The sequence below is a fragment of the Nesterenkonia marinintestina genome, from assembly GCF_025420485.1.
Classification (GTDB): Bacteria; Actinomycetota; Actinomycetes; order Actinomycetales; family Micrococcaceae; genus Nesterenkonia; species Nesterenkonia marinintestina.
In genome coordinates this window covers 64,744-87,748 of the sequence record NZ_JAOEFD010000007.1, presented here as the reverse complement: position 1 = coordinate 87,748, position 23,005 = coordinate 64,744, and the positions used below count along the sequence as shown (strand labels likewise).

General features: G+C 71.1%; 23 protein-coding genes. 16 read left to right on the top strand and 7 right to left on the bottom strand.

Annotated features, from left to right (window positions below):
* Positions 1–37 precede the first annotated feature (37 nt).
* The 5 genes from N7E59_RS07300 (at position 38) to moeB (ending at position 5,461) form a co-directional block, all read left to right on the top strand.
* Positions 38–1,699 (top strand): amidohydrolase, encoded by a 1,662-nt coding sequence (locus N7E59_RS07300; RefSeq protein WP_261624260.1) that lies wholly within the window; start codon positions 38–40, stop codon positions 1,697–1,699.
* Positions 1,700–1,886: 187 nt separating this feature from the next.
* Complete coding sequence (gene thiO, locus N7E59_RS07295; RefSeq protein WP_261624259.1) at positions 1,887–3,074, top strand: glycine oxidase ThiO; 1,188 nt, start codon at positions 1,887–1,889, stop codon at positions 3,072–3,074.
* Between the two features lie 23 nt (positions 3,075–3,097).
* Positions 3,098–3,337: a sulfur carrier protein ThiS gene (gene thiS, locus N7E59_RS07290; protein ID WP_261624258.1), complete on the top strand. Its 240-nt coding sequence runs from the start codon at positions 3,098–3,100 to the stop codon at positions 3,335–3,337.
* Between the two features lie 67 nt (positions 3,338–3,404).
* Entirely contained in the window at positions 3,405–4,214 is an 810-nt protein-coding gene (locus N7E59_RS07285) for a thiazole synthase (RefSeq protein ID WP_315943000.1), read from the top strand.
* An 8-nt stretch (positions 4,215–4,222) separates the two neighbouring features.
* Positions 4,223–5,461 (top strand): molybdopterin-synthase adenylyltransferase MoeB, encoded by a 1,239-nt coding sequence (moeB, locus tag N7E59_RS07280; RefSeq protein WP_261624257.1) that lies wholly within the window; start codon positions 4,223–4,225, stop codon positions 5,459–5,461.
* Between the two features lie 101 nt (positions 5,462–5,562).
* On the opposite strand, the gene N7E59_RS07275 is transcribed toward moeB, so the two are convergent.
* A complete protein-coding gene (locus N7E59_RS07275) occupies positions 5,563–6,990 on the bottom strand; it encodes an aldehyde dehydrogenase family protein (RefSeq protein ID WP_261624256.1) in 1,428 nt (475 codons plus the stop codon).
* 213 nt (positions 6,991–7,203) lie between these two features.
* Positions 7,204–7,803 (bottom strand): TetR/AcrR family transcriptional regulator, encoded by a 600-nt coding sequence (locus tag N7E59_RS07270; protein WP_261624255.1) that lies wholly within the window; start codon positions 7,801–7,803, stop codon positions 7,204–7,206.
* A gap of 124 nt (positions 7,804–7,927) precedes the next feature.
* Between N7E59_RS07270 and N7E59_RS07265 the strand changes: the two genes are divergently transcribed.
* The 6 genes from N7E59_RS07265 (at position 7,928) to N7E59_RS07240 (ending at position 14,322) form a co-directional block, all read left to right on the top strand.
* Positions 7,928–9,871 (top strand): primary-amine oxidase, encoded by a 1,944-nt coding sequence (locus N7E59_RS07265; protein WP_261624254.1) that lies wholly within the window; start codon positions 7,928–7,930, stop codon positions 9,869–9,871.
* A gap of 114 nt (positions 9,872–9,985) precedes the next feature.
* A complete protein-coding gene (locus tag N7E59_RS07260; RefSeq protein ID WP_261624253.1) occupies positions 9,986–11,230 on the top strand; it encodes a hypothetical protein in 1,245 nt (414 codons plus the stop codon).
* A 41-nt stretch (positions 11,231–11,271) separates the two neighbouring features.
* Positions 11,272–12,261 carry a carbohydrate kinase family protein gene (locus tag N7E59_RS07255; protein ID WP_261624252.1) on the top strand — a complete coding sequence of 330 codons (990 nt, stop codon included), beginning with the start codon at positions 11,272–11,274 and terminating at the stop codon, positions 12,259–12,261.
* A complete protein-coding gene (locus tag N7E59_RS07250) occupies positions 12,254–13,156 on the top strand; it encodes an HAD family hydrolase (RefSeq protein WP_315943002.1) in 903 nt (300 codons plus the stop codon). The genes N7E59_RS07255 and N7E59_RS07250 overlap by 8 nt, the downstream gene beginning before the upstream one ends.
* Positions 13,149–14,018 (top strand): glycerophosphodiester phosphodiesterase family protein, encoded by an 870-nt coding sequence (locus tag N7E59_RS07245; RefSeq protein WP_261624251.1) that lies wholly within the window; start codon positions 13,149–13,151, stop codon positions 14,016–14,018. The genes N7E59_RS07250 and N7E59_RS07245 overlap by 8 nt, the downstream gene beginning before the upstream one ends.
* A gap of 64 nt (positions 14,019–14,082) precedes the next feature.
* The gene (locus tag N7E59_RS07240; RefSeq protein ID WP_261624250.1) at positions 14,083–14,322 is read left to right on the top strand and encodes a hypothetical protein; all 240 of its coding nucleotides are present in this window, start codon (positions 14,083–14,085) and stop codon (positions 14,320–14,322) included.
* A 101-nt stretch (positions 14,323–14,423) separates the two neighbouring features.
* Here the strand turns inward: N7E59_RS07240 and N7E59_RS07235 are convergent, their stop codons facing one another.
* A complete protein-coding gene (locus N7E59_RS07235) occupies positions 14,424–14,816 on the bottom strand; it encodes an ectoine synthase (RefSeq protein WP_261624249.1) in 393 nt (130 codons plus the stop codon).
* A gap of 55 nt (positions 14,817–14,871) precedes the next feature.
* A complete protein-coding gene (gene ectB, locus N7E59_RS07230; protein WP_261624248.1) occupies positions 14,872–16,158 on the bottom strand; it encodes a diaminobutyrate--2-oxoglutarate transaminase in 1,287 nt (428 codons plus the stop codon).
* On the opposite strand from ectB, the gene N7E59_RS07225 reads away from it, so the two are divergent.
* The gene (locus N7E59_RS07225; RefSeq protein ID WP_261624247.1) at positions 16,157–16,339 is read left to right on the top strand and encodes a hypothetical protein; all 183 of its coding nucleotides are present in this window, start codon (positions 16,157–16,159) and stop codon (positions 16,337–16,339) included. The genes ectB and N7E59_RS07225 overlap by 2 nt on opposite strands.
* Here N7E59_RS07225 and ectA read toward each other — a convergent pair.
* Entirely contained in the window at positions 16,306–16,860 is a 555-nt protein-coding gene (ectA, locus tag N7E59_RS07220) for a diaminobutyrate acetyltransferase (RefSeq protein ID WP_261624246.1), read from the bottom strand. The two genes, N7E59_RS07225 and ectA, sit on opposite strands and share 34 nt — an antisense overlap.
* Before the next feature lie 354 nt (positions 16,861–17,214).
* On the opposite strand from ectA, the gene N7E59_RS07215 reads away from it, so the two are divergent.
* Both N7E59_RS07215 and N7E59_RS07210 read left to right on the top strand, forming a co-directional pair.
* Entirely contained in the window at positions 17,215–18,597 is a 1,383-nt protein-coding gene (locus N7E59_RS07215; protein WP_261624245.1) for a uracil-xanthine permease family protein, read from the top strand.
* Positions 18,598–18,736: 139 nt separating this feature from the next.
* Positions 18,737–18,868, top strand: coding sequence for a hypothetical protein (locus N7E59_RS07210; protein ID WP_261624244.1), 132 nt, complete (start codon positions 18,737–18,739; stop codon positions 18,866–18,868).
* 141 nt (positions 18,869–19,009) lie between these two features.
* Here N7E59_RS07210 and N7E59_RS07205 read toward each other — a convergent pair whose 3' ends face one another.
* Positions 19,010–20,470: an amidase gene (locus tag N7E59_RS07205; RefSeq protein ID WP_261624243.1), complete on the bottom strand. Its 1,461-nt coding sequence runs from the start codon at positions 20,468–20,470 to the stop codon at positions 19,010–19,012.
* Between the two features lie 85 nt (positions 20,471–20,555).
* On the opposite strand from N7E59_RS07205, the gene N7E59_RS07200 reads away from it, so the two are divergent.
* Both N7E59_RS07200 and pheA read left to right on the top strand, forming a co-directional pair.
* Positions 20,556–20,885, top strand: coding sequence for a rhodanese-like domain-containing protein (locus tag N7E59_RS07200; protein WP_261624242.1), 330 nt, complete (start codon positions 20,556–20,558; stop codon positions 20,883–20,885).
* A gap of 5 nt (positions 20,886–20,890) precedes the next feature.
* The gene (gene pheA, locus N7E59_RS07195; protein ID WP_261624325.1) at positions 20,891–21,850 is read left to right on the top strand and encodes a prephenate dehydratase; all 960 of its coding nucleotides are present in this window, start codon (positions 20,891–20,893) and stop codon (positions 21,848–21,850) included.
* On the opposite strand, the gene N7E59_RS07190 is transcribed toward pheA, so the two are convergent.
* Positions 21,825–22,970, bottom strand: a complete 1,146-nt coding sequence (locus tag N7E59_RS07190) for a diacylglycerol/lipid kinase family protein (protein ID WP_261624241.1) — start codon at positions 22,968–22,970, stop codon at positions 21,825–21,827. The genes pheA and N7E59_RS07190 overlap by 26 nt on opposite strands.
* Positions 22,971–23,005: the final 35 nt, after the last annotated feature.

Genomic DNA, 23,005 nt, shown 5'->3' with positions numbered 1-23,005 from the left:
AGCATCGGCCGCGCAGCTGAGGAGAGGAGCATCGTCGATGGACACCGTCGTCTATCCCGCACGTCTGATCCGCACCATGGATCCGGCCGTCCCCACGGCGGAGGCCGTGGCCGTCCGCGGGGACCGCATCCGCGCGGTGGGCACCGTCGAGGAGCTCATGGAGTACCCGCACGCCCGCCTCGACCGGCGCTATGAGGACGCGGTGCTGCTGCCGGGGTTCGTCGAGGCGCACAGCCACGCCGGCACCGGCACCGTCTGGCAGGACGTCTACGTCGGGATGCTGGACCGCACGGACCCTGAGGGCCGGTTCTGGCCGGGCTGCACGACCGTCGACGAGGTCCTCGACCGGCTGTGTCGGGCCGCCGACGAGCTGCCCGACGCCGAGACGCCGCTGCTGGGCTGGGGGCTGGACCCCCTTCACCTGGGCGGAGCCCCCTTGGCCGCGGCCGAGCTCGACCAGGTGTCCGACGTCCGGCCCATCCACGTGATGCATGCCAACGCTCACCTCTGCGCCGTCAACAGTGCGACGATGCGTCGCTTCGGCATCGATTCCGGCACCGACGTCCCCGGCGTGATCACCGACGACCGCGGAGAGCCGACCGGTGTGCTCCAGGAGTTCGAGGCGATGGCGCTGGTCGGCGAGCTCCTCGAGGGGCGAGGGCCTCTGACCATCGATGCGACGGCGCTGCGCCGGTTCGGACAGGCCGCGGTCAACACCGGTACGACCACCCTCACCGACCTGGGCACCACACGGCTGATGGACGACGACGGGGTCGCGCTCTACCGCGACGTCGTCGACGAGAGCTACCCGGCCCGGCTCAGCGTCTTCCACTTCGGCGCCGGGGTGGGCGACCCCTCACGTCCGCTCCCGGAGGCGGCCGCCCGGCTGGGCGAACTGGCCGGCACGAACACCGACCGTCTCCGATTCGGCCATGCCAAGCTCATGCTCGACGGCTCCATCCAGAGCTTCACCGCTCGGCTCATGGAGCCCGGCTACTACGGCGACCAGCCCAACGGAATGTGGAACGTGACCGCCGAGGAGTACTACGAGGCGTTCGCGGCCTTCCACCGCGCAGGAGCACTCATCCACGTCCACTGCAACGGAGACGAGGCCACCGAGCTCTTCCTCGACACCCTCGAAGCCGTGCTGACAGAGCACCCGCGCCCCGACCACCGTCACACCTGCACGCACTCACAGATGACGACTCCCTCCCAGTACCGGCGGATGGCCGCGCTCGGTGCCTGTGCCAACGTCTTCGCGAACCACATCTGGGCCTGGGGCGACCAGCACCTCGACATCACCCTCGGCCCGGACCGGGCACGACGGATGAACGCGGCGGCGACCGCGATCGCCTCCGGGGTGCCGATCTCGCTGCACTCCGACAGCCCGGTCACCCCGCTGGGACCGTTGGCCACCGTGAAGCACGCGGCGACCCGACTGACCATGTCCGGCCGGGTGATGGGGCAGCGCGAGCGGATCAGCGTCCAGCAGGGACTCGAAGCGATGACGGTCGGTGCCGCACACATGCTGAAGATGGACCACGAGGTCGGGGCGATCCGACCGGGCATGTACGCCGACTTCGCAGTGCTGGAGCAGGACCCGCTCGATGTGCCTCCCGAGGACTTGGGCGATGTGCCGGTGAGGGGCACCGTGGTGGGTGGGGCCCACCACGCGGCCGCCGGCGACTCGCACCTCTGACGTCCCTCGGCCGACTGTCTCGGGCCCGGTCGACCTCTGCGGCGCCTTGACCGTCGCCACTAGACTGGAGGACGGACAGAATTCCGTGGGAGCCCGGGACGGCCGGGCTGAGAGGGCGAATCCGCCGACCACTCGGACTCGATGCGGCTAGGGCTGAGGACGCCCGAACCGTCGTGAGGAGGAAGCCATGCACGTCGCAGTCGTCGGCGCCGGCGTCATCGGCCTCCTCACCGCCTGGGAGCTCATCCGCAGCGACCACCGGGTCACCGTCGTCGCCCCCGAGATCGGACACGAGGCCTCCTACGCCGCCGCCGGGATGCTCGCACCCGTCAGCGAGGTCCAGTACGGGCAGGACCGACTCTGGGCCATCATGGCCGCCGCTCGGGCGGAGTACCCCGACCTCCTGGCCTCGCTCTCCGAAGCGACCGACGCACCCACCGGGTTCCACGAGAACGGCACCCTGCTGCTGGCCGCCGACCGCTCCGACCGCGACGCCGTCGCCCGACTCGTCGATGTGCAGCAGGCCCACGGCATGGACGTCGCCCCGCTGACCGGCACCGCGCTGCGCCGCCGGGAACCGAGCCTCGCCCCCGGCCTGGCCAAGGCCTGGGAGGTGCCCTCCGACCACCAGGTCGACCCGCGGATGCTCATGCGCTGCACCGTCGACGCCCTCACCGACGCCGGCGCCGAGTTCGTCACCGCACGGGTCACCGAGGTCGGCACCGTCGACGACGGGCTCCGGGTCTCCCTCGCCCCGGCCGACGCCGACGTCGCGCCCCTCGACCGCACCGGATCCGAGACCCTCACCGCAGACAAGGTCCTGCTGGCCCCCGGGCTCGGCTATGGAGACATCGCCGGACTCCCTGACAGCACACCTCTGGACCTCCGTCCCATACACGGCGACGTGCTCCGGCTCCGCGTGACCGAGGACCAGCTCATGTCCGGCGAGCAGCACATCGTGCACGCCACCGTGCGGGCGCTGGTCGCCGGCCGATCGGTGTACCTGGTGCCGCGCGCCGACGGCGGACTCGTGGTCGGAGCCTCCTCCCGCGAGGACGGCCTCACCGGGACCCGGACCGGCGCAGTCCAGGAGCTTCTCGACGACGCCGTCCGCGTCCTCCCCGCCGTCCGAGAGACCGAGCTCGTCGAGGTCACCACCCGCGCCCGTCCCGGCACCCCCGACGACATCCCCTACCTCGGCCGGCTGCCCGACCACGACGACGTCGTCGTCTCCACCGGCTACTCCCGCCACGGCATCCTGCTCGCCCCGCTCGCCGCCCGCCTCGGAGCCGCACTGCTCACCGGGGCCGCGCTCGACGAGGACGACCGCCGGATGCTCGACCACATGAGCCCCACCCGACGCACCCGCGGCTGACCGCCGCAGACCAGGAGCGCACGATGCCCACCATCACCCTCAACGACGAGACCGTCGACCTGCCCGCCGAGGCCACCGTGGCCGACGCGGTCACCCACACCACCGGACGCGAGCTCCACGACGACGGACGCCCGACCGACGGACGCCGCCTCGGCGTGGCCGTCGCCCTCGACGGCGCCGTCGTGCCCCGCAGCACATGGGCCACCACCGCCGTCGAGGACGGCCAGACCCTCGAGGTCGTCACCGCCGTGCAGGGCGGCTGAGCCCCGCGGCCGTGAGCCCTGCGCCCGAGTAACCCGCCGCCGAACCGTCCCCCTGGAGACCCCATCGATGACTGACATGACCCCGCCGCCGGTGCAGATCGGTGACTACACCCTCGAGAAGCGCCTGATCATGGGCACCGGCGGCATCACCGACCTCGACGCCCTCGAGACCGCGCTCATCGCCTCCGGCACCACCCTGACCACCGTGGCGATGCGCCGCTACAGCCCGGAGACCAAGACCTCCGTGTTCGCGATGCTGGAGCGCCTGGGCATCGACGTGCTGCCCAACACCGCCGGCTGCTACACGGTGCGGGACACCGTGCTCACCGCCGAGCTCGCCCGCGAAGCCCTGGAGACAGACCTCATCAAGGTCGAGGTCATCGCCGACGAGCACACCCTGCTCCCCGACGTGATCGAGACGCTCGAAGCCACCGAGCAGCTGGCCGACCGCGGCTTCACCCCGCTGGTCTACACCATCGACGACCCGGCCACCGCCCTGCGCCTCGAGCAGGCCGGCGCCGCGGCCGTCATGCCGCTGGGCTCCCCGATCGGTACGGGCCTGGGGATACTCAACCCGCACAACATCGAACTCATCGCCTCCCGCGCCTCCGTGCCGGTGGTCCTCGATGCGGGCATCGGCGCGGCCTCCGAAGCGGCCGAAGCCGTCGAGCTCGGCTGCGACGCCGTGCTCGTCGCCTCCGCCGTCACCCGGGCCGAGAAGCCCGCCGCCATGGCCCATGCCGTGCGCCTCGCCGTCGAAGCCGGGTACCACTCCGCCGCGGCCGGACGGATCCCGCGGCGCACCCACGCGGTGGCCTCCTCCGCGATGGAAGGGCGCATCGGCACCGTCGACGACCTCCCCGAGGACAGGACCTGAAGGACCCCATGACCACTCACCACAGGCTCGTCACCCCCACCCGCACCGTCGAGGACCTCTCGGCCTCCCAGCTCGAGCGCTTCCAGCGGCACCTCTCGCTGAACGGATTCGGCGTCGAGGCCCAGCTGAGCCTCCTGGACGCCCGGGTCCTCGTGATCGGCGTCGGCGGCCTCGGCGCCCCCATCCTCACCTACCTGGCCGCGGCAGGCGTCGGGACCATCGACGTGGTCGACCATGACGTCGTCGACCGCTCGAACCTCCACCGCCAGGTCATCCACTCCGAGCACGTCATCGGAGAGTCCAAGGCCTCCCACGCCGCCGAGGTGATGCGCGGGCTGCACCCGGAGATCGTGATCCACGAGCACCACGAGCCGATCAGCGCGGCGAACGCCCTGACACTCGTCGCCGACTGCGACGTCGTCGTCGACGGCTCCGACAACTTCGCCACCCGCTACGTCGTCTCCGACGCCTGCGAGATCGCCGAGAAGCCGCTCATCAGCGGATCCATCCTCCGCTTCGCCGGCCAGGTCAGCCTGTTCTGGTCACGCCCCCGGCTGCCCGGATGGGACGACGGACCCGGCCCCACCTACCGCGACCTCTACCCGGAGGCCCCCGACCCCGGGGAGGTTCCCACCTGCGCCGAAGCCGGGGTCCTCGGCGTGCTGCCCGGAGTGGTCGGCACCCTGATGGCCACGGAGACCATCAAGCTGATCGCCGGCATCGGGAGGACCCTGCTCGGCCGAGTCCTGGTCTACGACGCCCTGACCGCCACCTTCCGGGAGATGGCGCTGACCCGAGACCCGGACCGCGAACCGGTCACCACCATCGGCGCCGACGTCGCCGCCCCGGACGAGCCGCACGAGTCGGACGAGACCGACACCCAGGAGGACGCGATGCGCATCAACCCGTTCACCGGTGACCCCTTCGCCCACGACGAGGTCACCCCGCGAGAGGCCGCGACCGCCCTGCGCGACGGGCGCGCCTCCGGAGTGCTCGACGTCCGAGAAGGGTGGGAGCACTCGATGGGGCACCTCGACGGCGCACAGAACCTCCCGCTCAGCGAGATCCGCCGAGGCCTCCCCGAGATCCCCGGGCTGGCCGAGGCCACCGAGGAGAAGCCGCTGTATGTGCACTGCAAGGCCGGCGTGCGCTCGCGGGAGGCCGTGGACACCATCCTGCGCGCGCACCCGGAGGCTCCGCTGCGCAGCATCATCGGCCCCTACACCGAGGTCCAAGACGCCCTGTAGTCCCACCCCGCACATCGAGTCCCCGATCTCTGCAGCATCTGAGGCCGATTCCGGCCCGACACGCCGCTGAGATCGGGGACTCGATGTGGGTCAGGAGGGGATCACCAGGAGATCGCCCGCGGCTGCGCCACCGCCTTCAGGCCCTCCACGCCGAACTCCAGCCCGAACCCGGAGCTCTTCGCCCCACCGAAGGGCACGCGCGGATCGATCGCCCCGTGCTTGTTGATCCACACGGTCCCCGCCTGCAGCCGAGACGCCACCTCGCGGGCCCGGTCGATGTTCGGACTCCACACCGAGGCGCCGAGGCCCACCTCGACCCCGTTCGCCCGGGCGACGGCGTCGTCGAGGTCCGAATACCGCATGATCGGCAGCGCCGGACCGAACTGCTCCTCGGCCACCAGCGGGTTCTCGTCGTCGACGTCGGCGACCAGCGTCGTCGGGTAGAAGTTCCCGGCCTGGGACTCGTCCGGATCGCCGCCGAGCAGGATGCGGGCCCCGGAGCTCCGGGCGGCCTCCACCAGCCGGGCGACGATCTCGTACTGGGACCGGTTCTGCAGCGGGCCGAGCACGTTCTGCTCCTCCAGCCCCACCCCCATCGGCATCTGCCGGGCGATGTCCACCAGCGCCTCGCAGACCTGGTCGTACAGCGAGTCCGGCACGTAGAGCCGCTTCATCGCCGCACAGGTCTGTCCGGTGTTGATGAACGCCCCCCAGAAGAGCCCCTCGGCGATGGCGGCCGGGTCGGCGTCGTCGAGGACGATGCCGGCGTCGTTCCCGCCCAGCTCCAGTGTCAGGCGTGTGAGGTTGTCGGCGGCGGCACGCATGATCGCCTGTCCCGTGGACACCGATCCGGTGAAGGTGATCTTGTCGAACCCCTCGTGCGAGGTCAGTGCCGCGCCCAGCTCACCGTCGCCGGTCAGGACCTGCAGCACGCCCTCGGGGAGGACCTGGTTCATCACCGCCGCCAGCGCGAGCACCGAGAGCGGGGTGTGCTCGGAGGGCTTGAGCACCACCGTGTTCCCCATCCGCAGCGACGGGGCGATCTGCCAGATCGAGATCAGCATGGGCCAGTTCCACGGCCCGACGGCTCCGACGACGCCCAGCGGCATCCACTCCAGCTGGGCCGTGCCGGAGTCGTCGTCGACGAGGGTCTCCGGTTCGATGGGGAAGGCCGCGTTGGCGCGGGTCCAGGCCGCGCAGCCGCCCACCTCGAAGCGGGCGTTGGGTCCGTTCAGCGGCTTGCCCTGCTCGCGGGAGAGCAGCTCCGCCAGCGCCTCGGCGGAGGCCTCGATCGCATCGGCCGCCGCGTTCAGCGCAGCGCTGCGCTCCTCGTGGGTCTTCGCCGCCCACGCGGGCTGCACCTCGCGGGCCCGGACGACGGCGGCGTCGAGGTCGCCGACGGAGCGCTGCGGCACGCCGCCGATCACCTCACCGGTGGCGGGGTCCTTCGACTCCCAGCCGCTGTGCGCGTCGGTCACGGCCTCCAGCAGGCCCTGGTAGGTGGTGAGGTCGGGAGTCTGGGCGTTCATGGGTGTCCTTCCGTACTGTCGTTCCTGGGGTGGTCGACGCGGGCTCGGCGTGCCGGCTCGGAGCGGATTCTGTGACGGACATCGTGGCCTCCTGCGCAGGATGTCGGGCATGTGATCTGTGCCACATGGTCGTCACTGTAGACCCGGAGGGGAGTGCTTGTCACTGTTTCTCTCCCGATGGAGAAGAAAATTGTCCGCTCTGCTCCGCGGTCGTCAGCTCGTCGCGGCGGTCAGGAGTCTCAGCTGGAGCTGCAGCTGAGACTCCAGCTCCTCCGGGGAGTAGCGTTCGGGCTCCATCACGGCGGTGATCTGGGCTCCCAGCATCCACGTCAGCAGGGCGTCGGACACGATCTCGAGGTCGAGGCTTCCGAGCAGGGGTGAGTCCTCACGGGCCTCGCTCAGCCAGGAGATCAGCCAGCGACGCCACTGACCCATAGCCGCGTTGTTCGCCGCGGCCCTCTCCGGCCGGTGTGCGGCCTCCTGCCAGAACGGGATGACGACCCGGGCCTCGTCGAGCCGGGTGTCGTCGAGCGGGAGCACCTCGCGGACGAAGGCTTCGACCGCCTCCAGTCCGCTCAGGCCTGCGGTGCTGCGCCGGGCACGTTCGTTGGTGCGTTCGAAGACGTAGGTGTAGGTGGCCTCGATGAGGTCCGTCTTGGTCGGGAAGTAGGGCTTGAGCGCCCCGTTGGCGAAGCCGGCCTCGGTGGCGATCTGGCGCATCGTGGCTCGGTCCAGGCCGTGGCGGGCGATGATCCGCCAGGTGGTGCGCACCAGCTCCTCCCGCCGCGCCGCGTGGTCGACGATCTTCGGCATCCCGCGCCCCCTCTCTGGTGGGATCTCGGCCCATCCTGTCATCCGGGCGGGCAGGCATTGTGTTCTACACCCGTAGAGAATACTGTGAGCCAGACCACAGAGGCTTCATCGGAGGACGATCGGCATGCGCCCCACCCCCTACGCCCAGCAGACCCCGGAGGAGATCGGCCGCGTCCGCGAGCTGCTCACGGAGGACGGGCTCTTCGGCGACACCGTCCGCATGGCATACCTCGGCCTGCTCGACCCGCCGCGGGGTACGGCTCCCGACGCCGAGGTGCCCCGCCGCTTCCGAGTCTTCCTGCTCGACGTCGCCGGAGGGCGGCCCCGCGACGTCGTCGTCGACCTCACCGCCGAGACGATCGAATCGGCCACCGAGCTCGACACCACCGCCACCGGCGAGCTGCCCATCATGGAGGAGGAGTTCGAAGCCGTCGAGGAGATCCTCTCCACCGACCCGGACTGGCTGGCCGCCCTCGAGAGGCGCGGCCTCGACGTCGCCGCGGTGCGCGTCGCCCCCCTCTCGGCCGGGGTCTTCGAGTACCCCGAGGAGAGGGGCCGCCGGATCCTGCGCGGCCTCGCCTTCCTCCAGCACCACGAGGCCGACAGCGCCTGGGCCCACCCGATCGACGGGCTGGTCGCCTACGTCGACGTGACGAACCGGGCCGTCGACCAGGTCCTGGACCTCGGGATCATGCCGATCCCCGAGGAGCACGGCAACTACACCGAACCGGACCTCACCGGCCCGCTGCGCACCTCCCAGCGTCCCATCGAGATCACCCAGCCGGAGGGCCCCTCCTTCACCGTCACCGACGGCAACCACGTCGAGTGGGAGCGCTGGAGCCTCGACGTCGGATTCGACATGCGCGAAGGCCTCGTCCTGCACAACATCGCCTTCGACGACGGCGAGCGCCGTCGCCGCATCCTCGACCGGGCCGCGATCGCCGAGATGGTCGTCCCCTACGGCGACCCCTCACCGGTGCGGTCCTGGCAGAACTACTTCGACACCGGGGAGTACCTCGTCGGCCAGTGGGCCAACTCCCTCGAGCTGGGCTGCGACTGCCTCGGTGAGATCACCTACCTCTCGCCCTGGGTGGTCACCAACACCGGTGAGCCCCGTCAGATCCGCAACGGCATCTGCATGCACGAGGAGGACTGGTCGGTGCTGGCCAAGCACTCCGACCTGTGGTCCGGTGTGGCCTACACCCGGCGCAACCGCCGCCTGGTGATCAGCTTCTTCACCACAGTGGGCAACTACGACTACGGCTTCTACTGGTACCTGTACCTCGACGGCACCGTCGAGTTCGAAGCCAAGGCCACCGGGGTCGTCTTCACCTCCGCCGTGCCCGAGGGCTCCACGGACTTCGCCTCCGAGATGGCCCCCGGCCTCGGGGCCCCGTTCCACCAGCACCTGTTCTCCGCACGTCTGGACTTCTCCCTCGACGGCGGGCCGGGACGCGTCGAGGAGGAGGATGCGGTCCGGCTGCCGATCTCCGAGACGAACCCCCGCGGCAACGCCTTCACCCGCAGGCGGACCCTGCTCGCCAGCGAGCAGGAGGCGGTCCGCGACGCGGACCAGTCCGTCGGACGCACATGGGTGGTCACCAACCCCGAGTCCGCCAACCGACTCGGCGAACCGGTGGGCTACAAGCTGCACCCGGTGGGGCTGCCGACCCTGCTCGCCGCCGAGGGGTCCTCCATCCACCGCCGGGCCACCTTCGCCTCCAAGGCGCTGTGGGTCACCCAGCACCGTGAGGAGCAGCGGTACCCCACCGGCGACTTCCCCAACCAGCACTCCGGCGGCGCGGGACTGCCGGCCTGGATCGCCGAGGACCGCAGCCTCGACGGCGAGCAGCTCGTCCTGTGGCACAGCTTCGGGCTGACCCACTTCCCGCGGGTCGAGGACTGGCCGATCATGCCGGTGGACACCGTCGGGTTCAAGCTGCGGCCGGAGGGGTTCTTCGACCGATCCCCGGTCCTCGACGTGCCGCCGCCGGCCGCGCACACCCAGGGCGGATGCTGCGGCACCGAGGAGTCGGCCGGCTGCGGGTGCCACGGAGGAGCGGGCTGACTGCGCTGACTGAGAGGCCCGGCGGTTCGCCGGGCCCGTCGGGCGGCCCCGAACACGGCCGATCCTCCAGGCGTCGTCCAGGAGACATCCACCCTGTGCTTCTAGTCTGACGGTATGAACATCCCTGCGGCCCAGCCGTTCGTGCCGGTCCTCGTCGGCAACGACGTCGGCTCCTATTCGCTGGCCCGGGAGTTCCACGAAGCCTACGGGGTGAAGTCCGTCGTGGTGCCCACCGCCGGATGCGGCAACCTGCGGCACTCCTCCATCCTGAGGCTCTTCCGCTCCTCCCGTGAACCGCGCCGCGACGACGTCCTCGACAGGCTCGCCTCCGTCGCCGCCGAGCTCACCGACCACGGAGAGTCCCCTCGACCGCTGCTGCTCATGGTCGACGACGACGAGCTGGTGCGCACCGTGGTGGACCGACGGCAGGAGCTGGGCGTACTGGGCTACACCATCCCGTACCCGAATCCGCTCGTCCTCGACCAGATCGCCTCCGAGGACACCCTGGCCGCCGCCTGCGCCGACGTCGGACTCGCCCGCCCACGGGTGGTGACCTATGACCTCGCCGAACACACCGCACAGCGGGCACGAGGGTTCGCCCGCGACGAGCTGCCCGCGGCAGGGCTGAGCTTCCCCGTCGACCTGCGCCACGAGGGCCGGACGCAGCTGCGCGCCGCGGAGGATCCGGAGGCGCTCGTCGCCGCGCTCGAGGAGGCCGCAGGGAGCGGCGCATCGGGCAGGATGTTCGTCGTCGAACGCATCCCGGGCCCCGACTCGCTGCTGCGACTGGTGACCTGCTTCGCCGACCAGACGGGTGCTGTGCGGCTGAGCGCCCACGGCGAGGTCATCGTCGAACAGCGCACCCCGGGCCAGGAGGGCCGGACCCCGGCGGTGCTGGCCGCCCGCGACGAACACGTCGAAGGGCTGGCCGCGGCCCTGCTGCGACGGCTCGGGTGGCGCGGCTTCGCCGTGCTGACCCTGAAGGTCGACCCGCGGGACGACACCGCCAAGCTGATCGGCATCAGCCCCCGGCTCGGCCGCGACCACCACTACCTCACCGCCGCCGGCATCAATCCGGTGCGCTTCGCCGTCGAGGAGCACCTCAACGGCGGCCTCGCCGGCCTGGACACCGCCGCGACCTCCTACTCCGCCCTGTACACGACGCTTCCGCTGCCCCTGGTCCGCCGCTACGCCGACACCGACCAGCGCCGACGGATCGCACTGATGATCGACCGGGACGCCGTCGTCGACCCCTTCCGCTACGAGGCCGACTCCGGGCTGCGCCGCCGCCTGCGCCGCCGGATGGGGCGGGCGCGGGCGTACCGGGACTTCCGACGCTTCCCGCCGCCGACCGCCTGATCCCCGGCCGTGACGGACCTCCCTGCGGTACCTTGGACCCCGTGAGTGCTTACCTCGGAGTCATCGGAGAGTGCCTGGTCGACGTCGTCCACTCGGAGACCCAGGCACCCAAGGCGCACGTCGGCGGAAGCCCGCTCAACGTGGCCGTCGGTCTGGCCCGGCTCGAGCACGACGTGCTGTTCGCAGGCCGACGCGGTGACGACGAATACGGACGGATGATCGCCCGCAGTCTGCGCGCCCAGGGCGTGACCGCGCTGCTGGAGCCCGACGAGACGCCGACCTCGGTGGCCGAGGCCACGCTCGACCCCACCGGCCAGGCCAGCTACGAGTTCTCACTCGACTGGACCCTGCCTCCCTCCGACGAGCTGGACGAGCTGATCGACTCGGCCACGGCCCCCGTCGGGCTGGACCTGCTGCACGCCGGCTCCATCGGAGCGATGATGCGACCGGGCGAGGCCACCGTCCGCGATCTGCTGGCACGCCGCCGGGAGACCGCGACGATCAGCTACGACCCCAACTACCGCCCCTCGATCATCCCGAACCGGGAGGAGGCGCGACGACAGGTCGAAGAGTGCCTGGCGCTGGCCGACGTCGTCCAGGCCTCCTCCGACGACGTCGACCTGCTCTACCCGGAACGCAGCTACGAGGAGACCATGCGTGCCTGGGCCGAGCTGGGTCCGGCGCTGCTCATCCTCACCCGCGGAGGCTCCGGCGCGCTGGCCCTCGCCGCGTCCGGGACCGTCGAAGTGCCGGCCGTGGGGGTCGACGTCGCCGACACCGTCGGTGCCGGGGACTCCTTCATGGCCGCAGTGCTCTCCTCCCTGCGCGGACTGGGTCTGCTGGGCGCGTCCAACCGGCCCGCCCTGCGTGGGATCTCCTCCGAGGACGTGCACGGGGTCCTGACCGCCGCCGCGCAGGCCGCGGCCCTCACCTCCTCCCGGTTCGGCGCCCAGCCGCCCACGGCCGCCGAGCTCGGCGCCGCGCTGCGGGCCTCGGGCGCGCGCGAGGTCGGGGAGGTCGGCCCTGTCTGAGCAGCAGCGGACGTCGCTGACCGGCACCCGACTGGTCGCCAGCGACATCGACGGCACCATCCTCAGCTATGGGCTGACCGAGTCCGGTCGGATCACCGATCGGACGGTGGAGGCCTTCGCCCGGGTGCGGGACCTCGGACTGCAGGTGGTGCTGGTGACCGGACGGCCGGTGCGCTGGCTGCGCCCCGTGGCAGAGGCCCTGGGCGGGATCGGCCCGGTGATCTGCTCCAACGGTGCGGTGGTCTACGACTTCGAGGAGGGGCGGCTGCTGCACGAGGATCCGATGGTCACCGAGGTGCTGTTCGAGGCGGTGGAGCGCATCCGTCGACTCGACCCGCAGGTCACCTTCGCCGCAGAGACGCTGCGGAGGATCCACGCCGACCCGACGTTCATGCAGGGGTCGCTGTTCTTCCAGGAGGAGCGACGACGCGCCGCCGGGGTCACCGAGGACATGCTGCGGCTGGGTCCCGTCGAGGAGACCCTCGACGAGTCGTCCGACGACCGGGTGGTGAAGCTGCTGGCGAAGACCACCTCCGTCGACCCGGACGTCTTCCTCGGGCAGGTGCACGATTCGGTGGGCGACCTGCTGAAGGTGACCCACTCGGCCCCGGGGGTGAGCCTGCTGGAGCTCTCCGCCCGCGGGGTGGACAAGGCCTCGGCGCTGCGCCGCTTCGCCGACGGCCGCGCCATCGGCCGGGAGCAGGTCATCGCGTTCGGGGACATGCCCAACGACATCGAGATGCTGCAGTGGGCCGGACGGTCCTGGGCCGTGGGCTCGGCGCATCCCATGGCACGCTCCGCCGCCGACCACCTCACGCGGTCCTGCGAGGACGACGGCGTCGCCGCGGTGCTGGAGGACCTGCTCGCCGGGGGAGACGGGGTCATCGATGTCTGAGCACGACGACGGCGCGGACGCACAGTTCCGCCGGCACATCCCCTACCTGATGAACACCCATGAGGGGCCCCTGCACGGGCGACCCCTGGGGCTGGCCCACCGGGGCGCGGCGCGCGAGGTGCAGAACACCATGGCCGCGTTCTCCCGGGCGGTGGGGCTGGGCTTCCGGTACCTCGAGCTCGACGTCCGCACCGCGGCCTGCGGGACGCTCGTGGTCTTCCACGACGAACGCCTGGATCCCACCACCGACGCCGAAGGTCCGCTGGCCCACTGGACGTGGGAGCAGCTGCAGCAGGTGCGGCTCGGCGGGGAGCCGCTGGCCCTGTTCGAGGACGTCCTGCTCCGGTGGGACGATGTGCGGCTGAACGTCGACCTCAAGGACGAGGCCGCGGTGGACCCGTTCGTCCGGCTCGTCGAACGGCACGGAGCCCACGACCGCGTCCTGGTGGCGAGCTTCTCGGACGCCCGTCGCCGTCGTGCCCAGCGGCTGCTGTCCCGACCGACGGCCGGCTCGGGCGGTACGCGGTCCACCGCCCTGTGGGTGCTCCTCGGACCGGTCGCCGGGCTCCTCGCCCGGGTGACCGGGGACGCGGGGTCGCGCGCGCTGCGTCGGCTCTCGGGAGACGTCGACTGCCTGCAGGTGCCGCGTCGCCACGGGCGGATCACGGTGGTGACCGAGGAGTTCGTCCGCCGCTGCCACCGGGCCGGGCTTCAGGTGCACGTATGGACCGTGGACGACGCCGAGGAGATGCGCGAGCTGCTGGCGATGGGCGTCGACGGGATCATCACCGACGAAGCCGAGACCCTGGCCGCCGTCCTCACCGAGCACGACGCCTGGCCCCAGCGTCCGTCCGGTCCCTGATGCGCCGAGCCGCCTGCTGCCTCCGGGGAGTGTGGCGGGAGGGCCGGAGGGTAGAGTGTGGGCCGTGTCGGACCAGGCTGTCATCTCGTTCTGGGCTCTCAGCGCCCTCGCCGTCGTCTCCCTCGTCTGGGCGCTGATCGTGCTGCTCCGAGACCGGGACATGCCCCCGCTGCGCGGCGCGGTCTGGGCGGTCCTGATCTTCGCGATCCCCGTGCTGGTGCCGGTCGGCTTCCTCGTCTGGACCTATACGATCCGCGCACAGGACCGTCGACGGACCACCGGTCCGACGGCCACGGACCCATGAGCCGGACAGCAGAGGACCCGCCGATCGTGAGCGGACCCGCCGACATGTCGGCGGGAGGACTCACGATGGGCGGGTCCTGCGGATGAGGCGGGGAGCGGAGCTCAGTCCTCCTCGATGATGAGCGGGTACACCCCGTTGTCGTCGTGGACCTCACGGCCGGTGACCGGGGGGTTGAAGACGCACACCATGCGCATCTCCTCCTCGACCTCGACGCGGTGCTTCTCGTAGCCGTCCAGCAGGTAGAGGAAGCCGTCGGTGATCGGGTACTTCTCGCCGGTCTCCCGGTCGGTCAGCGTGCCCTTGCCGCCCACGCAGTAGACGGCCTCGACGTGGTTGGCGTACCAGAAGTCGTTGGAGGTGCCGGCGCGCAGCGTGGTCTCGTGCAGCGAGAAGCCGACCTTCTCCTTGGCGAGCACCATGCGGCGGGAGCGCCAGTTCGGCTCGTCGATGTCGCGGTCGGTGCCGTTGAGGTCATCGATGTGCAGGGTGTACATACGGGGTTCTCCTGTCAGACGGGGAGGTGGGGGACGCCCAGAGGCTGGGCGCGGATCAGTGCGGGGCGCGCAGGCGGCTCGGCTCACCGGAGTTCCCGGTGGCGGCCAGGGTCGACTCCTCGATGATCTGCAGGCCCTTCTGCAGGTCTTCGGAGCTGATGGTCAGCGGCGGCATGACCTTGATGACCTCGTCCTTCGGCCCGGAGGTCTCCAGCAGCATGTTGCGCTTGTAGCACTCGGCCGCCACCTTCCCGGCGGTGTCCGGGTCCGGATAGCAGATGCCGGTGAGGAACCCGCGGCCGCGGACGGTCGCACCCTTGACGTGGCCGGCGATCTGCTCCAGTCCGGTGTGCAGCTCGTCGATCTTCCCGGCCAGCTCCTCCTGGAAGGAGTCGTCCGACCAGAACAGCTCGAACGCTCGGGCGCCGGTGATGAACGCCATGTTGTTGCCGCGGAAGGTGCCGTTGTGCTCTCCGCCCTCCCAGACGTCCAGCTCCGGCTTGAACAGGGTCAGCGCCAGCGGCAGTCCGTAGCCGGAGATGGACTTCGACACGCAGACGATGTCCGGCACGATGCCGGCCTCCTCGAAGGAGAAGAACCGACCGGTGCGTCCGCAGCCGGCCTGGACGTCGTCGACGATGAGCAGGATGTTGTGACGCTTGAGCAGGTCGGCCAGACCCTTCAGCCAGTCCATGCGGGCCGCGTTGAGCCCGCCCTCGCCCTGGACGGTCTCGACGATGACGGCCGCCGGCTTGTCCACACCGGAGCCGGAGTCCTCGAGGACCTTCTCCAGCCAGATGAAGTCGGGGATGTCGCCGTCGAAGTAGTCGTCGTAGGGGATCTTCGAGGAGTTGGTCAGCGGGATCCCGGCGCCGCGGCGCTTCATGGAGTTTCCGGTGACCGAGAGCGCGCCGAGGGTCATGCCGTGGAAGGCGTTGGTGAAGGACAGGATGTGCTGACGGCCGGTGACCTTGCGGGCCAGCTTCAGCGCGGCCTCGACGGTGTTGGTGCCCGTGGGGCCGGGGAACATGACCTTGTAGTCGAGGTTCCGCGGCTTGAGGATGATGTCCTGGAAGGTCTGCAGGAACCGGCGCTTGGGCGGAGTGTTCATGTCCAGCGAGTGGGCGACACCGTCGTTGGCGACGTAGTCCACGACGAGATCCCGCAGCTCCGGGTGGTTGTGGCCGTAGTTCAGTGCGCCGGCCCCGGAGAAGAAGTCGAGGTAGCGGCTGCCGTCCTCGGTGGTCTGGTAGGCCCCGGACGCCTTCTCGAAGACGGCCGGCCAGTTCTTGGAGTAGCTGCGGACCTGGGACTCGCGGGTCTCGAAGATCTCTGTGGACATGTCTCGTTCCTCCGTGCCGCGACGGGGCGTCGCAGCGATGTCGATGGTGATGTCGATGGTGATGGTCGGATCAGGTCTGGGGGCGACGGCGACGGCGCCCGGCGGGATTCTGTGGGACGTCGACGACGTCGCGGCCGGATCGGCGGATCAGGTCTCGGCGTGCAGCGGCTCCACGGTGTAGAGGTCCTCGGCGGCGTGGGCCTCGCCCGACTCCTCTGCGGAGGGGAAGACCTCCTCGCCGAAGAGGTCGCTGCGGGTGATCTCGGCTCCGTGGTGGCGGGCCAGTGCGGTGAACAGGGCGATCGACGCCTCGTTGTCGGAGGTGATCGTGGTCTCCAGGCGGGAGGCGGCGGTGCGGTCGACGAGGCCGAAGAGCATCTTCTTGGCCAGGCCGCGCCCCCGGAAGTCGGAGTCGACGCCGACCTGCCAGACGAACAGGGTCCGCGGGTCCTCGGGGCGGACGTAGCCGGAGATGAACCCGGCCAGCTGTCCGTCGACCAGGGCGACCACCGAGGTCGCGGCGAAGTCGCGGGCCCACAGGATGTAGGCGTAGGGCGTGTTGAGGTCCAGCACCCCGGTCCCGCGGGCCAGGCGCCACATTCCGGCGCCGTCGTCGACGGTCGGGACGCGGATCTCGATCGTCTCGCCAGAGCCGTTCTGGGTCGGATCCGTCGGTGCGGCGGCAGGGTCGGTGTGCGACATCATGCTCAGCCTAATGGGCGGTGACGAGGAATCAACCCTCAGACCGGCGGGCGGACGGGGCTGAGAGGGGTGCTCGAGGCGGGTGCGGCGTTCTGCGCAGCATTTCGACCGCCTCAGCGGCTCTGCGATGCCGCGGATGCCGTCGGGTCGCCGGGAAACTCCCGAGAAAAGACCACACTGTTATTCTGCCGTGATGCCTATCAGGCTGACCGCATTGATCGGCCTGCGACCACCCTCACATCGAATCGTCCCACGGCGTCCTGCGGGGCCGCTGTGCGGCGCGGGACGCGGCTAGACTTGCCTGCGGTCGGGACACGCACCGCGACGGACACATCACTCACCCTGGGGGAACGCATGACCTCTGAGCGCAGGAGGATCCTGCCCGGCTTCGGCTGGGACGTATACGGCGACGGACGACGGATCCGCCCCGGCGACGTCGTCGCCCCCGACCAGCGCCTGAGCTGGGGCCGGACCACCGGCATCGGCCTGCAGCACGTGGTCGCCATGTTCGGCGCCACCTTCCTGGTCCCCCTGATCACCGACTTCCCACCCTCGACGACGCTGTTCTTCTCCGGCATCGGCACCCTGCTGTTCCTGGTGATCACCGCCGGGCGCGTGCCCTCCTACCTGGGGTCGTCCTTCGCGTTCATCGCCCCGGTGACCGCGGCCACCGCGATGCACGGCATGTCCGGAGCGCTCGGCGGGATCATCATGGCGGGGGCCGGGCTCTTCCTCGTCGGGCTGGCGGCCCACCTGGCCGGCACCCGATGGATCCAGGTGCTCATGCCTCCGGTGGTCACCGGCTCCATCGTCGCGCTGATCGGACTGAACCTCGCCCCGGCCGCATGGGACAACGTCGACGCCGCACCGGTGACCGCGACGGTCACCATCGTGGCGATGCTGCTCTCCGGTGTGCTCTTCCGCGGCCTGCTGGGCCGGCTGTCGATCCTGGTCGGGGTGGTGATCGGCTACGTCGTCGCGGTGCTGCTGGGCGAGGTCGACTTCTCCGACGTGGGCGACGCCGCCTGGTTCGGTCTGCCGGAGATGACGGCGCCGACCTTCCACCTCTCGGTGGTGGGGCTCTTCGTCCCCGTGGTGCTGGTCCTGGTGGCAGAGAACGTCGGCCACGTGAAGTCGGTGGCGCTGATGACCCGCCGAGACCTGGACCCGGTGGCCGGCCGCGCGCTGATGGCCGACGGCGTGGCCACGATGCTCGCCGGATCCGGCGGCGGCTCGGGCACCACCACCTACGCCGAGAACATCGGAGTGATGGCCTCCTCGCGGGTGTACTCCACCGCCGCCTACTGGGTGGCCGGGACCTTCGCGATCCTGCTGGGGCTGATGCCCAAGGTCGGCGCCGTGGTGGCCACCGTCCCGGCGGGCGTGCTCGGCGGCGCGGGCACCGTGCTCTACGGGATGATCGGCATCCTCGGGGTGCGGATCTGGGTGCAGAACCGGGTCGACTTCGCCAACCCCATCAATCTGGCGGTCGCCGGCGTGCCGCTGATCATCGCGATCGCCAACTTCACCATGGTCTTCGGGGACGTGGTCTTCGAGGGCATCGCGCTGGGCAGCTTCGCCGCCCTGGCCATCCACCACGGGATGAGCTGGGTGGCGCGGCTGCGCGGCACCGACCCCGGCACCGAGGTCAGCGAGGAGGACGACCCGCGGGAGGTCTACGCGACCCCGGTCAACGCCGACGATCTCGAACAGGACCGTGACGCCCCCGCCCCCTGATATCGACCGGACTCGGAGACGAAGCCGGGCACAGGGGTGTGCAACAGCGCCGGGTGTGGTTAGGGTGATGGTGTCCGAACGATGCTCCGGACCTCCGAGGAGGGACGGAGCATCGGCTGAGCTGACGAAAGGAGTTCGTATGGGACTCGGAGATAAGTTCAACGACGCCAAGGACAGCGCCCAGGACAAGGCTGGCGACGCCAGCGACAAGCTGGGCGAGTTCGCGGGCAAGGACGACAAGGGCGGCGACAAGAAGGACGACAAGAAGTGATCGTCCCTCGATGACGTCGGCCGGTCCCTGACCGCCGAGACGGACGCCGGATCACAGGCCCTTCACGGGTCTGGGGTCCGGCGTTCTGTCGTCGTGGGACCAGGGCGGCCGGTGCGGCCGGTCCGGCCGGGAGCGGCGGCCTCAGGACCTCTCGGTCATGGTCGCCGCCACGGCGAGGAGCAGCTCCTCGGAGCCGCGGCGTCCGATCAGCTGCACCGACCAGCTCAGACCTTCGGCGTCGGTCAGCACCGGGACGCTGACGGCCGGCAGGCCCAGCACGTTGATCACCGAGGAGTACGGGGTGAACCGGCACTGGGCCTCGTAGTTCTCCGCCGGGTCCAGGGAGGTGAACCATCCGATCTCCGGCGGGGCCGTGGCCAGCATGGGGGTCATCAGGAGGTCTGCGTCGCCGAGGACCGACTCGGCGTCCCTGGCGGCGCGCTGCAGCCGCCCGACGGCCGCGGCCGTCTCCTCCGGAGGTCTCGACCGAGCGAGATCCAGGAAGTAGCGGGTCAGCGGCTCCAGCAGCTCCTCCTGGTCGGCGGTGAACGGCGAGGCGGCCAGCCCCGCGGTCCACAGGGCGCGGAAGCGGCGGTGGTAGTCCTCGGGCCACAGGCGGGACCGGTGACGACCCCGGGCGCGGTCGGCGTCGACGACCCGGTGGCCCAGACCGCGCAGCAGCTCGGCCCCGCGTCCGTAGGACCGTCGCGCCTCCTCGGCCAGCGGGACCTCCAGGTCCGGGGAGAACGGGGCGTCCACGGTGGTGCGCACCCGCAGCGCCGGCAGCCCCTCCGCCAGGGCCCGGCGCACTGCGGCCATGGACGGTCCTTCGGCCATGCCCTCGGCGGTGGGCCGGAACCGGGATCCGGCCATCACGTCGAACAGCAGTGCGGCGTCGGAGGCCGAGCGTGCGAGGGGACCTGACACCATCAGGTTCCGCACGTCGTCGCGGTGCGGGTCGTCGGGCATCCGTCTCCGGCCGGGCTTCAGCCCCACCAGACCGCAGGCCGCCGCCGGGATGCGCACCGAGCCGCCTCCGTCGGACCCGGGGGCGAAGGGGAGCATCCCCGACGCCACCGCCGCGGCGCCGCCGCCGGTGGAGCCCCCGGCGGTCCGGGCAGGGTCCAGCGGGTTCCTGGCGGGCGCACCGATCCGGTTCTCGGAGTAGCAGGGGAGCCCGAACTCGGGGACCTGGGTCTTCCCCACACTGATCGCCCCGCCGCGGTGGACCCTTCGGGGGAGAGGGTCGTCGGCGGCGGCCACCGGGTGGTCCAGCGCCGCTGTGCCGAAGGTCGTGGGCATGCCGGCGACCTTCACCAGGTCCTTGAACGCGGTGGGCAGCCCCAGCAGCGGGTGGGTGCCGGTCAGCTCCCGCAGTCCGCCGGTGCGGCGGAGCATCGCCCGAACCTCGTCGGTCTGCCGGGCCTCGACCGTCGCGGCCTCGGCGTCGACGGTCAGATAGGCCCCCAGCCGATCATCTGCGGCCGCAGAGGCGGCGGCGGAGACCATGTCCGTCGCCGAGACCTCCCCGGCGAAGAAGGCGGCCCGCAGTGCGGCCGCGGAGGAGCGGAGCAGGTCGAGGTCGGGCGCGGCGGGACTCATGGCCCCACCCTATGCGTCGGCGGCGATACAGTGCTGTGCAGAGCCGTGCAGTGCTGTGCAGAGTCCACTCGTCCAGGAGGTTGTCATGTCCGACTACGAGACCGTCCGAGCGGCCGACGTGCCCGCCGACGCCACGCTGCTCGACGTGCGGGAGGACTACGAGTTCGAGGCCGGTCACGCTCCCGGAGCGGTCCACATCCCGGTGGACCGGATCCCCGAACGCTTCGCCGAGGAGATCGACCCCGACGACGACGTCTACGTGACCTGCCGCACCGGCGGACGGGCGGTGCGCATCACCCAGTGGCTGACCGGGCAGGGCTACAGTGCGATCTTCGTGGCCGACGGGATGGGGGGCTGGCTCGAGGCCGGACGTCCCCTGGAGTCCTCCACCGGTGAGGACCCGGTGATCCGGTGACCCTGATGCGCTACGCCTATCTCGGTCCCTCCGGGACGTTCACCGAGGCCGCGCTGCTGCAGGTCCCCGGCGCCGACGTCGCCGAGCGGATCCCGGCCCCCTCGGTGCCGACGGCCCTGGCCATGGTCGAGCGCGGTGAGGCCGATGCCGCGATGGTCCCGATCGAGAACTCGGTCGAGGGCGGGGTCACCGCCACGCTCGACGCGGTCTCGGTCGCCCACCGGCTGCACATCGTCGGCGAGTCCCTGGTGCCGATCACCTTCGTCCTCGCCGCACGTCCCGGCACAGCGCTCTCCGAGGTCACGTCCGTGACCACCCACACCCACGCCTGGGCGCAGGTGCGCGGCTGGGTCGAGGAGCACATCGGCGACGTCGACCTCCTCCCGGCCTCCTCCACCGCAGCGGCCGCGGGCGAGGTGCTGGAGGGGCGGACCGAGGCCCGGGCCGCCGTCTGTTCCCCGCTGGTGGCCGAGCAGCTCGGACTGCAGGTGCTGGCCGAGGGCATCGAGGACGTCTCCGGGGCCGTCACCCGGTTCGTGCTGGTCTCTCGGCCGGGACCGGTGCCGGAGATGACGGGGGCCGACAAGACGACCCTGATGATCCCGCTGCCCCAGGACCGGGCCGGTGCGCTGATGGAGCTGCTCGAGCAGTTCTCCACCCGCGGGGTGAATCTGTGCCGCATCGAGTCCCGGCCGACCGGGGGAGGACTCGGACAGTATTTCTTCTCCCTGGACCTGGAGGGACACGTCCGCGAGGCCCGGGTGGCCCAGGCGCTCGCCGGAGTCCACCGCTGCGCGCCCGGCATCCGCTTCCTCGGCTCCTATCCGCGGGCGGACCGCAGGTCTCAGCACGTGACGGAGGACGTCAGCGACTCGGCCTTCGACGCCGCCGAGCGGTGGATCGGCTCGATCACCGAGGGGACGGTCCAGGACCGGGAGGTCAGGAACCCGTCGACGGAGGGCTGAGCACCTCGGCCAGGGTCTGCCGCCGGGCGGGCAGCCGCAGCACGCCGTTGACCTGCACCGCCCCCGCGCGCACGCCGGCCTCGACGCGGACGACCTCGCCGAGCGCGTCGCCGTCGATCTGGAAGGGCATCGGCTCCTGGCTCTCCAGCACCGCGGTGCGCCCCTGGCGGACCTGCATCACCGGAAGCTCCGCGGAGGACCGGGTCACCGTCTTCGCCACGATCCGTATCCAGTCCCAGAGGTGGCGCGGGGTGAACAGGACCGTGTCGAGGCGTCCGTCGTCGAACCGGGCCGAGGGCACCAGCACCATGCCGGCCTGCAGCGACCCGCAGTTGGCCAGCAGCACGGAGCGCACCTTGTGGGGGCGCGGCGGCTCGTGGTCCACCGAGAAGGTCACCGGATGGCGGTGGCCGATCAGATGCCGTGCACCCGCCTCCCCGTAGGCCAGCCAGCCGGCACGCTCCTTGAGCACGTCGCGGGTCCCTCCCATCACCTCGGCGTCCATCCCGGCGCCGGCGATCACCAGCGAATGCTCGTGCACGATGGCGCCGTCGAGGTGGGTGAGTGCGAGGTCGACGATGTCCACGGCGGACCCCGGCCCGTGGAGGGCCTCGTCGATGCAGGCTTCGAGGTCGTGGTACGGCAGGCCGATGTTGCGGGCGAAGAGGTTCCCCGTGCCCATGGGGATGACGCCCAGGCTCACCGGCCCGTCGGCGAGGGCGGCGGCCACCTTGCGCACGGTGCCGTCGCCCCCTGCGGCCAGCACCACGTCGGCCCCGTCGGCCACGGCCTCCCGGGCCATCGAGTAGCCGGGGTCCGAGGCGGTGGTCTCGTAGATCATCGGGGCGCCGATGCCGGCGCGGCTGCAGGCCCGGTGCACCTGGCGGGCGACCGTCGTCGCCTCCGCCTTGGTCGGATTCAGCACCAGCCCCACCCGGCGCCGGTCCTGGGCGGCCGCGGCGGCGCGCTCCTGGGCCTCCTGCTCCCGTAGATCCTGCAGCTGGGCCAGGGAGCTCCGGAGCCGCCGGTTCGAGATCAGCGCGCCGACCATCACGGCGACGGCGACGACGGCGAGCAGCGCGGCCACCCCGAGCAGCACCTGCAGTTCCTGGACACCCATTCGGCTCAGTCTAGCCCTCCGGTTCGGGCTAACCT

What these genes read in the sequence shown, in the direction of transcription:
- N7E59_RS07270 (WP_261624255.1), bottom strand. Translation starts at nt 7,803, where the DNA reads ATGCCGAAGATCGTCGACCACGCGGCGCGGCGGGAGGAGCTGGTGCGC.
- N7E59_RS07235 (WP_261624249.1), bottom strand. Translation starts at nt 14,816, where the DNA reads ATGTACACCCTGCACATCGATGACCTCAACGGCACCGACCGCGACATC.
- N7E59_RS07205 (WP_261624243.1), bottom strand. Translation starts at nt 20,470, where the DNA reads ATGAGTCCCGCCGCGCCCGACCTCGACCTGCTCCGCTCCTCCGCGGCC.
- ectA (WP_261624246.1), bottom strand. Translation starts at nt 16,860, where the DNA reads ATGTCGCACACCGACCCTGCCGCCGCACCGACGGATCCGACCCAGAAC.
- N7E59_RS07285 (WP_315943000.1), top strand. Translation starts at nt 3,405, where the DNA reads ATGACTGACATGACCCCGCCGCCGGTGCAGATCGGTGACTACACCCTC.
- thiS (WP_261624258.1), top strand. Translation starts at nt 3,098, where the DNA reads ATGCCCACCATCACCCTCAACGACGAGACCGTCGACCTGCCCGCCGAG.
- N7E59_RS07210 (WP_261624244.1), top strand. Translation starts at nt 18,737, where the DNA reads ATGGGACTCGGAGATAAGTTCAACGACGCCAAGGACAGCGCCCAGGAC.
- N7E59_RS07200 (WP_261624242.1), top strand. Translation starts at nt 20,556, where the DNA reads ATGTCCGACTACGAGACCGTCCGAGCGGCCGACGTGCCCGCCGACGCC.
- ectB (WP_261624248.1), bottom strand. Translation starts at nt 16,158, where the DNA reads ATGTCCACAGAGATCTTCGAGACCCGCGAGTCCCAGGTCCGCAGCTAC.
- N7E59_RS07245 (WP_261624251.1), top strand. Translation starts at nt 13,149, where the DNA reads ATGTCTGAGCACGACGACGGCGCGGACGCACAGTTCCGCCGGCACATC.
- N7E59_RS07225 (WP_261624247.1), top strand. Translation starts at nt 16,157, where the DNA reads ATGTCTCGTTCCTCCGTGCCGCGACGGGGCGTCGCAGCGATGTCGATG.
- N7E59_RS07215 (WP_261624245.1), top strand. Translation starts at nt 17,215, where the DNA reads ATGACCTCTGAGCGCAGGAGGATCCTGCCCGGCTTCGGCTGGGACGTA.
- moeB (WP_261624257.1), top strand. Translation starts at nt 4,223, where the DNA reads ATGACCACTCACCACAGGCTCGTCACCCCCACCCGCACCGTCGAGGAC.
- N7E59_RS07300 (WP_261624260.1), top strand. Translation starts at nt 38, where the DNA reads ATGGACACCGTCGTCTATCCCGCACGTCTGATCCGCACCATGGATCCG.
- N7E59_RS07190 (WP_261624241.1), bottom strand. Translation starts at nt 22,970, where the DNA reads ATGGGTGTCCAGGAACTGCAGGTGCTGCTCGGGGTGGCCGCGCTGCTC.
- N7E59_RS07275 (WP_261624256.1), bottom strand. Translation starts at nt 6,990, where the DNA reads ATGAACGCCCAGACTCCCGACCTCACCACCTACCAGGGCCTGCTGGAG.
- pheA (WP_261624325.1), top strand. Translation starts at nt 20,891, where the DNA reads ATGCGCTACGCCTATCTCGGTCCCTCCGGGACGTTCACCGAGGCCGCG.
- N7E59_RS07265 (WP_261624254.1), top strand. Translation starts at nt 7,928, where the DNA reads ATGCGCCCCACCCCCTACGCCCAGCAGACCCCGGAGGAGATCGGCCGC.
- thiO (WP_261624259.1), top strand. Translation starts at nt 1,887, where the DNA reads ATGCACGTCGCAGTCGTCGGCGCCGGCGTCATCGGCCTCCTCACCGCC.
- N7E59_RS07260 (WP_261624253.1), top strand. Translation starts at nt 9,986, where the DNA reads ATGAACATCCCTGCGGCCCAGCCGTTCGTGCCGGTCCTCGTCGGCAAC.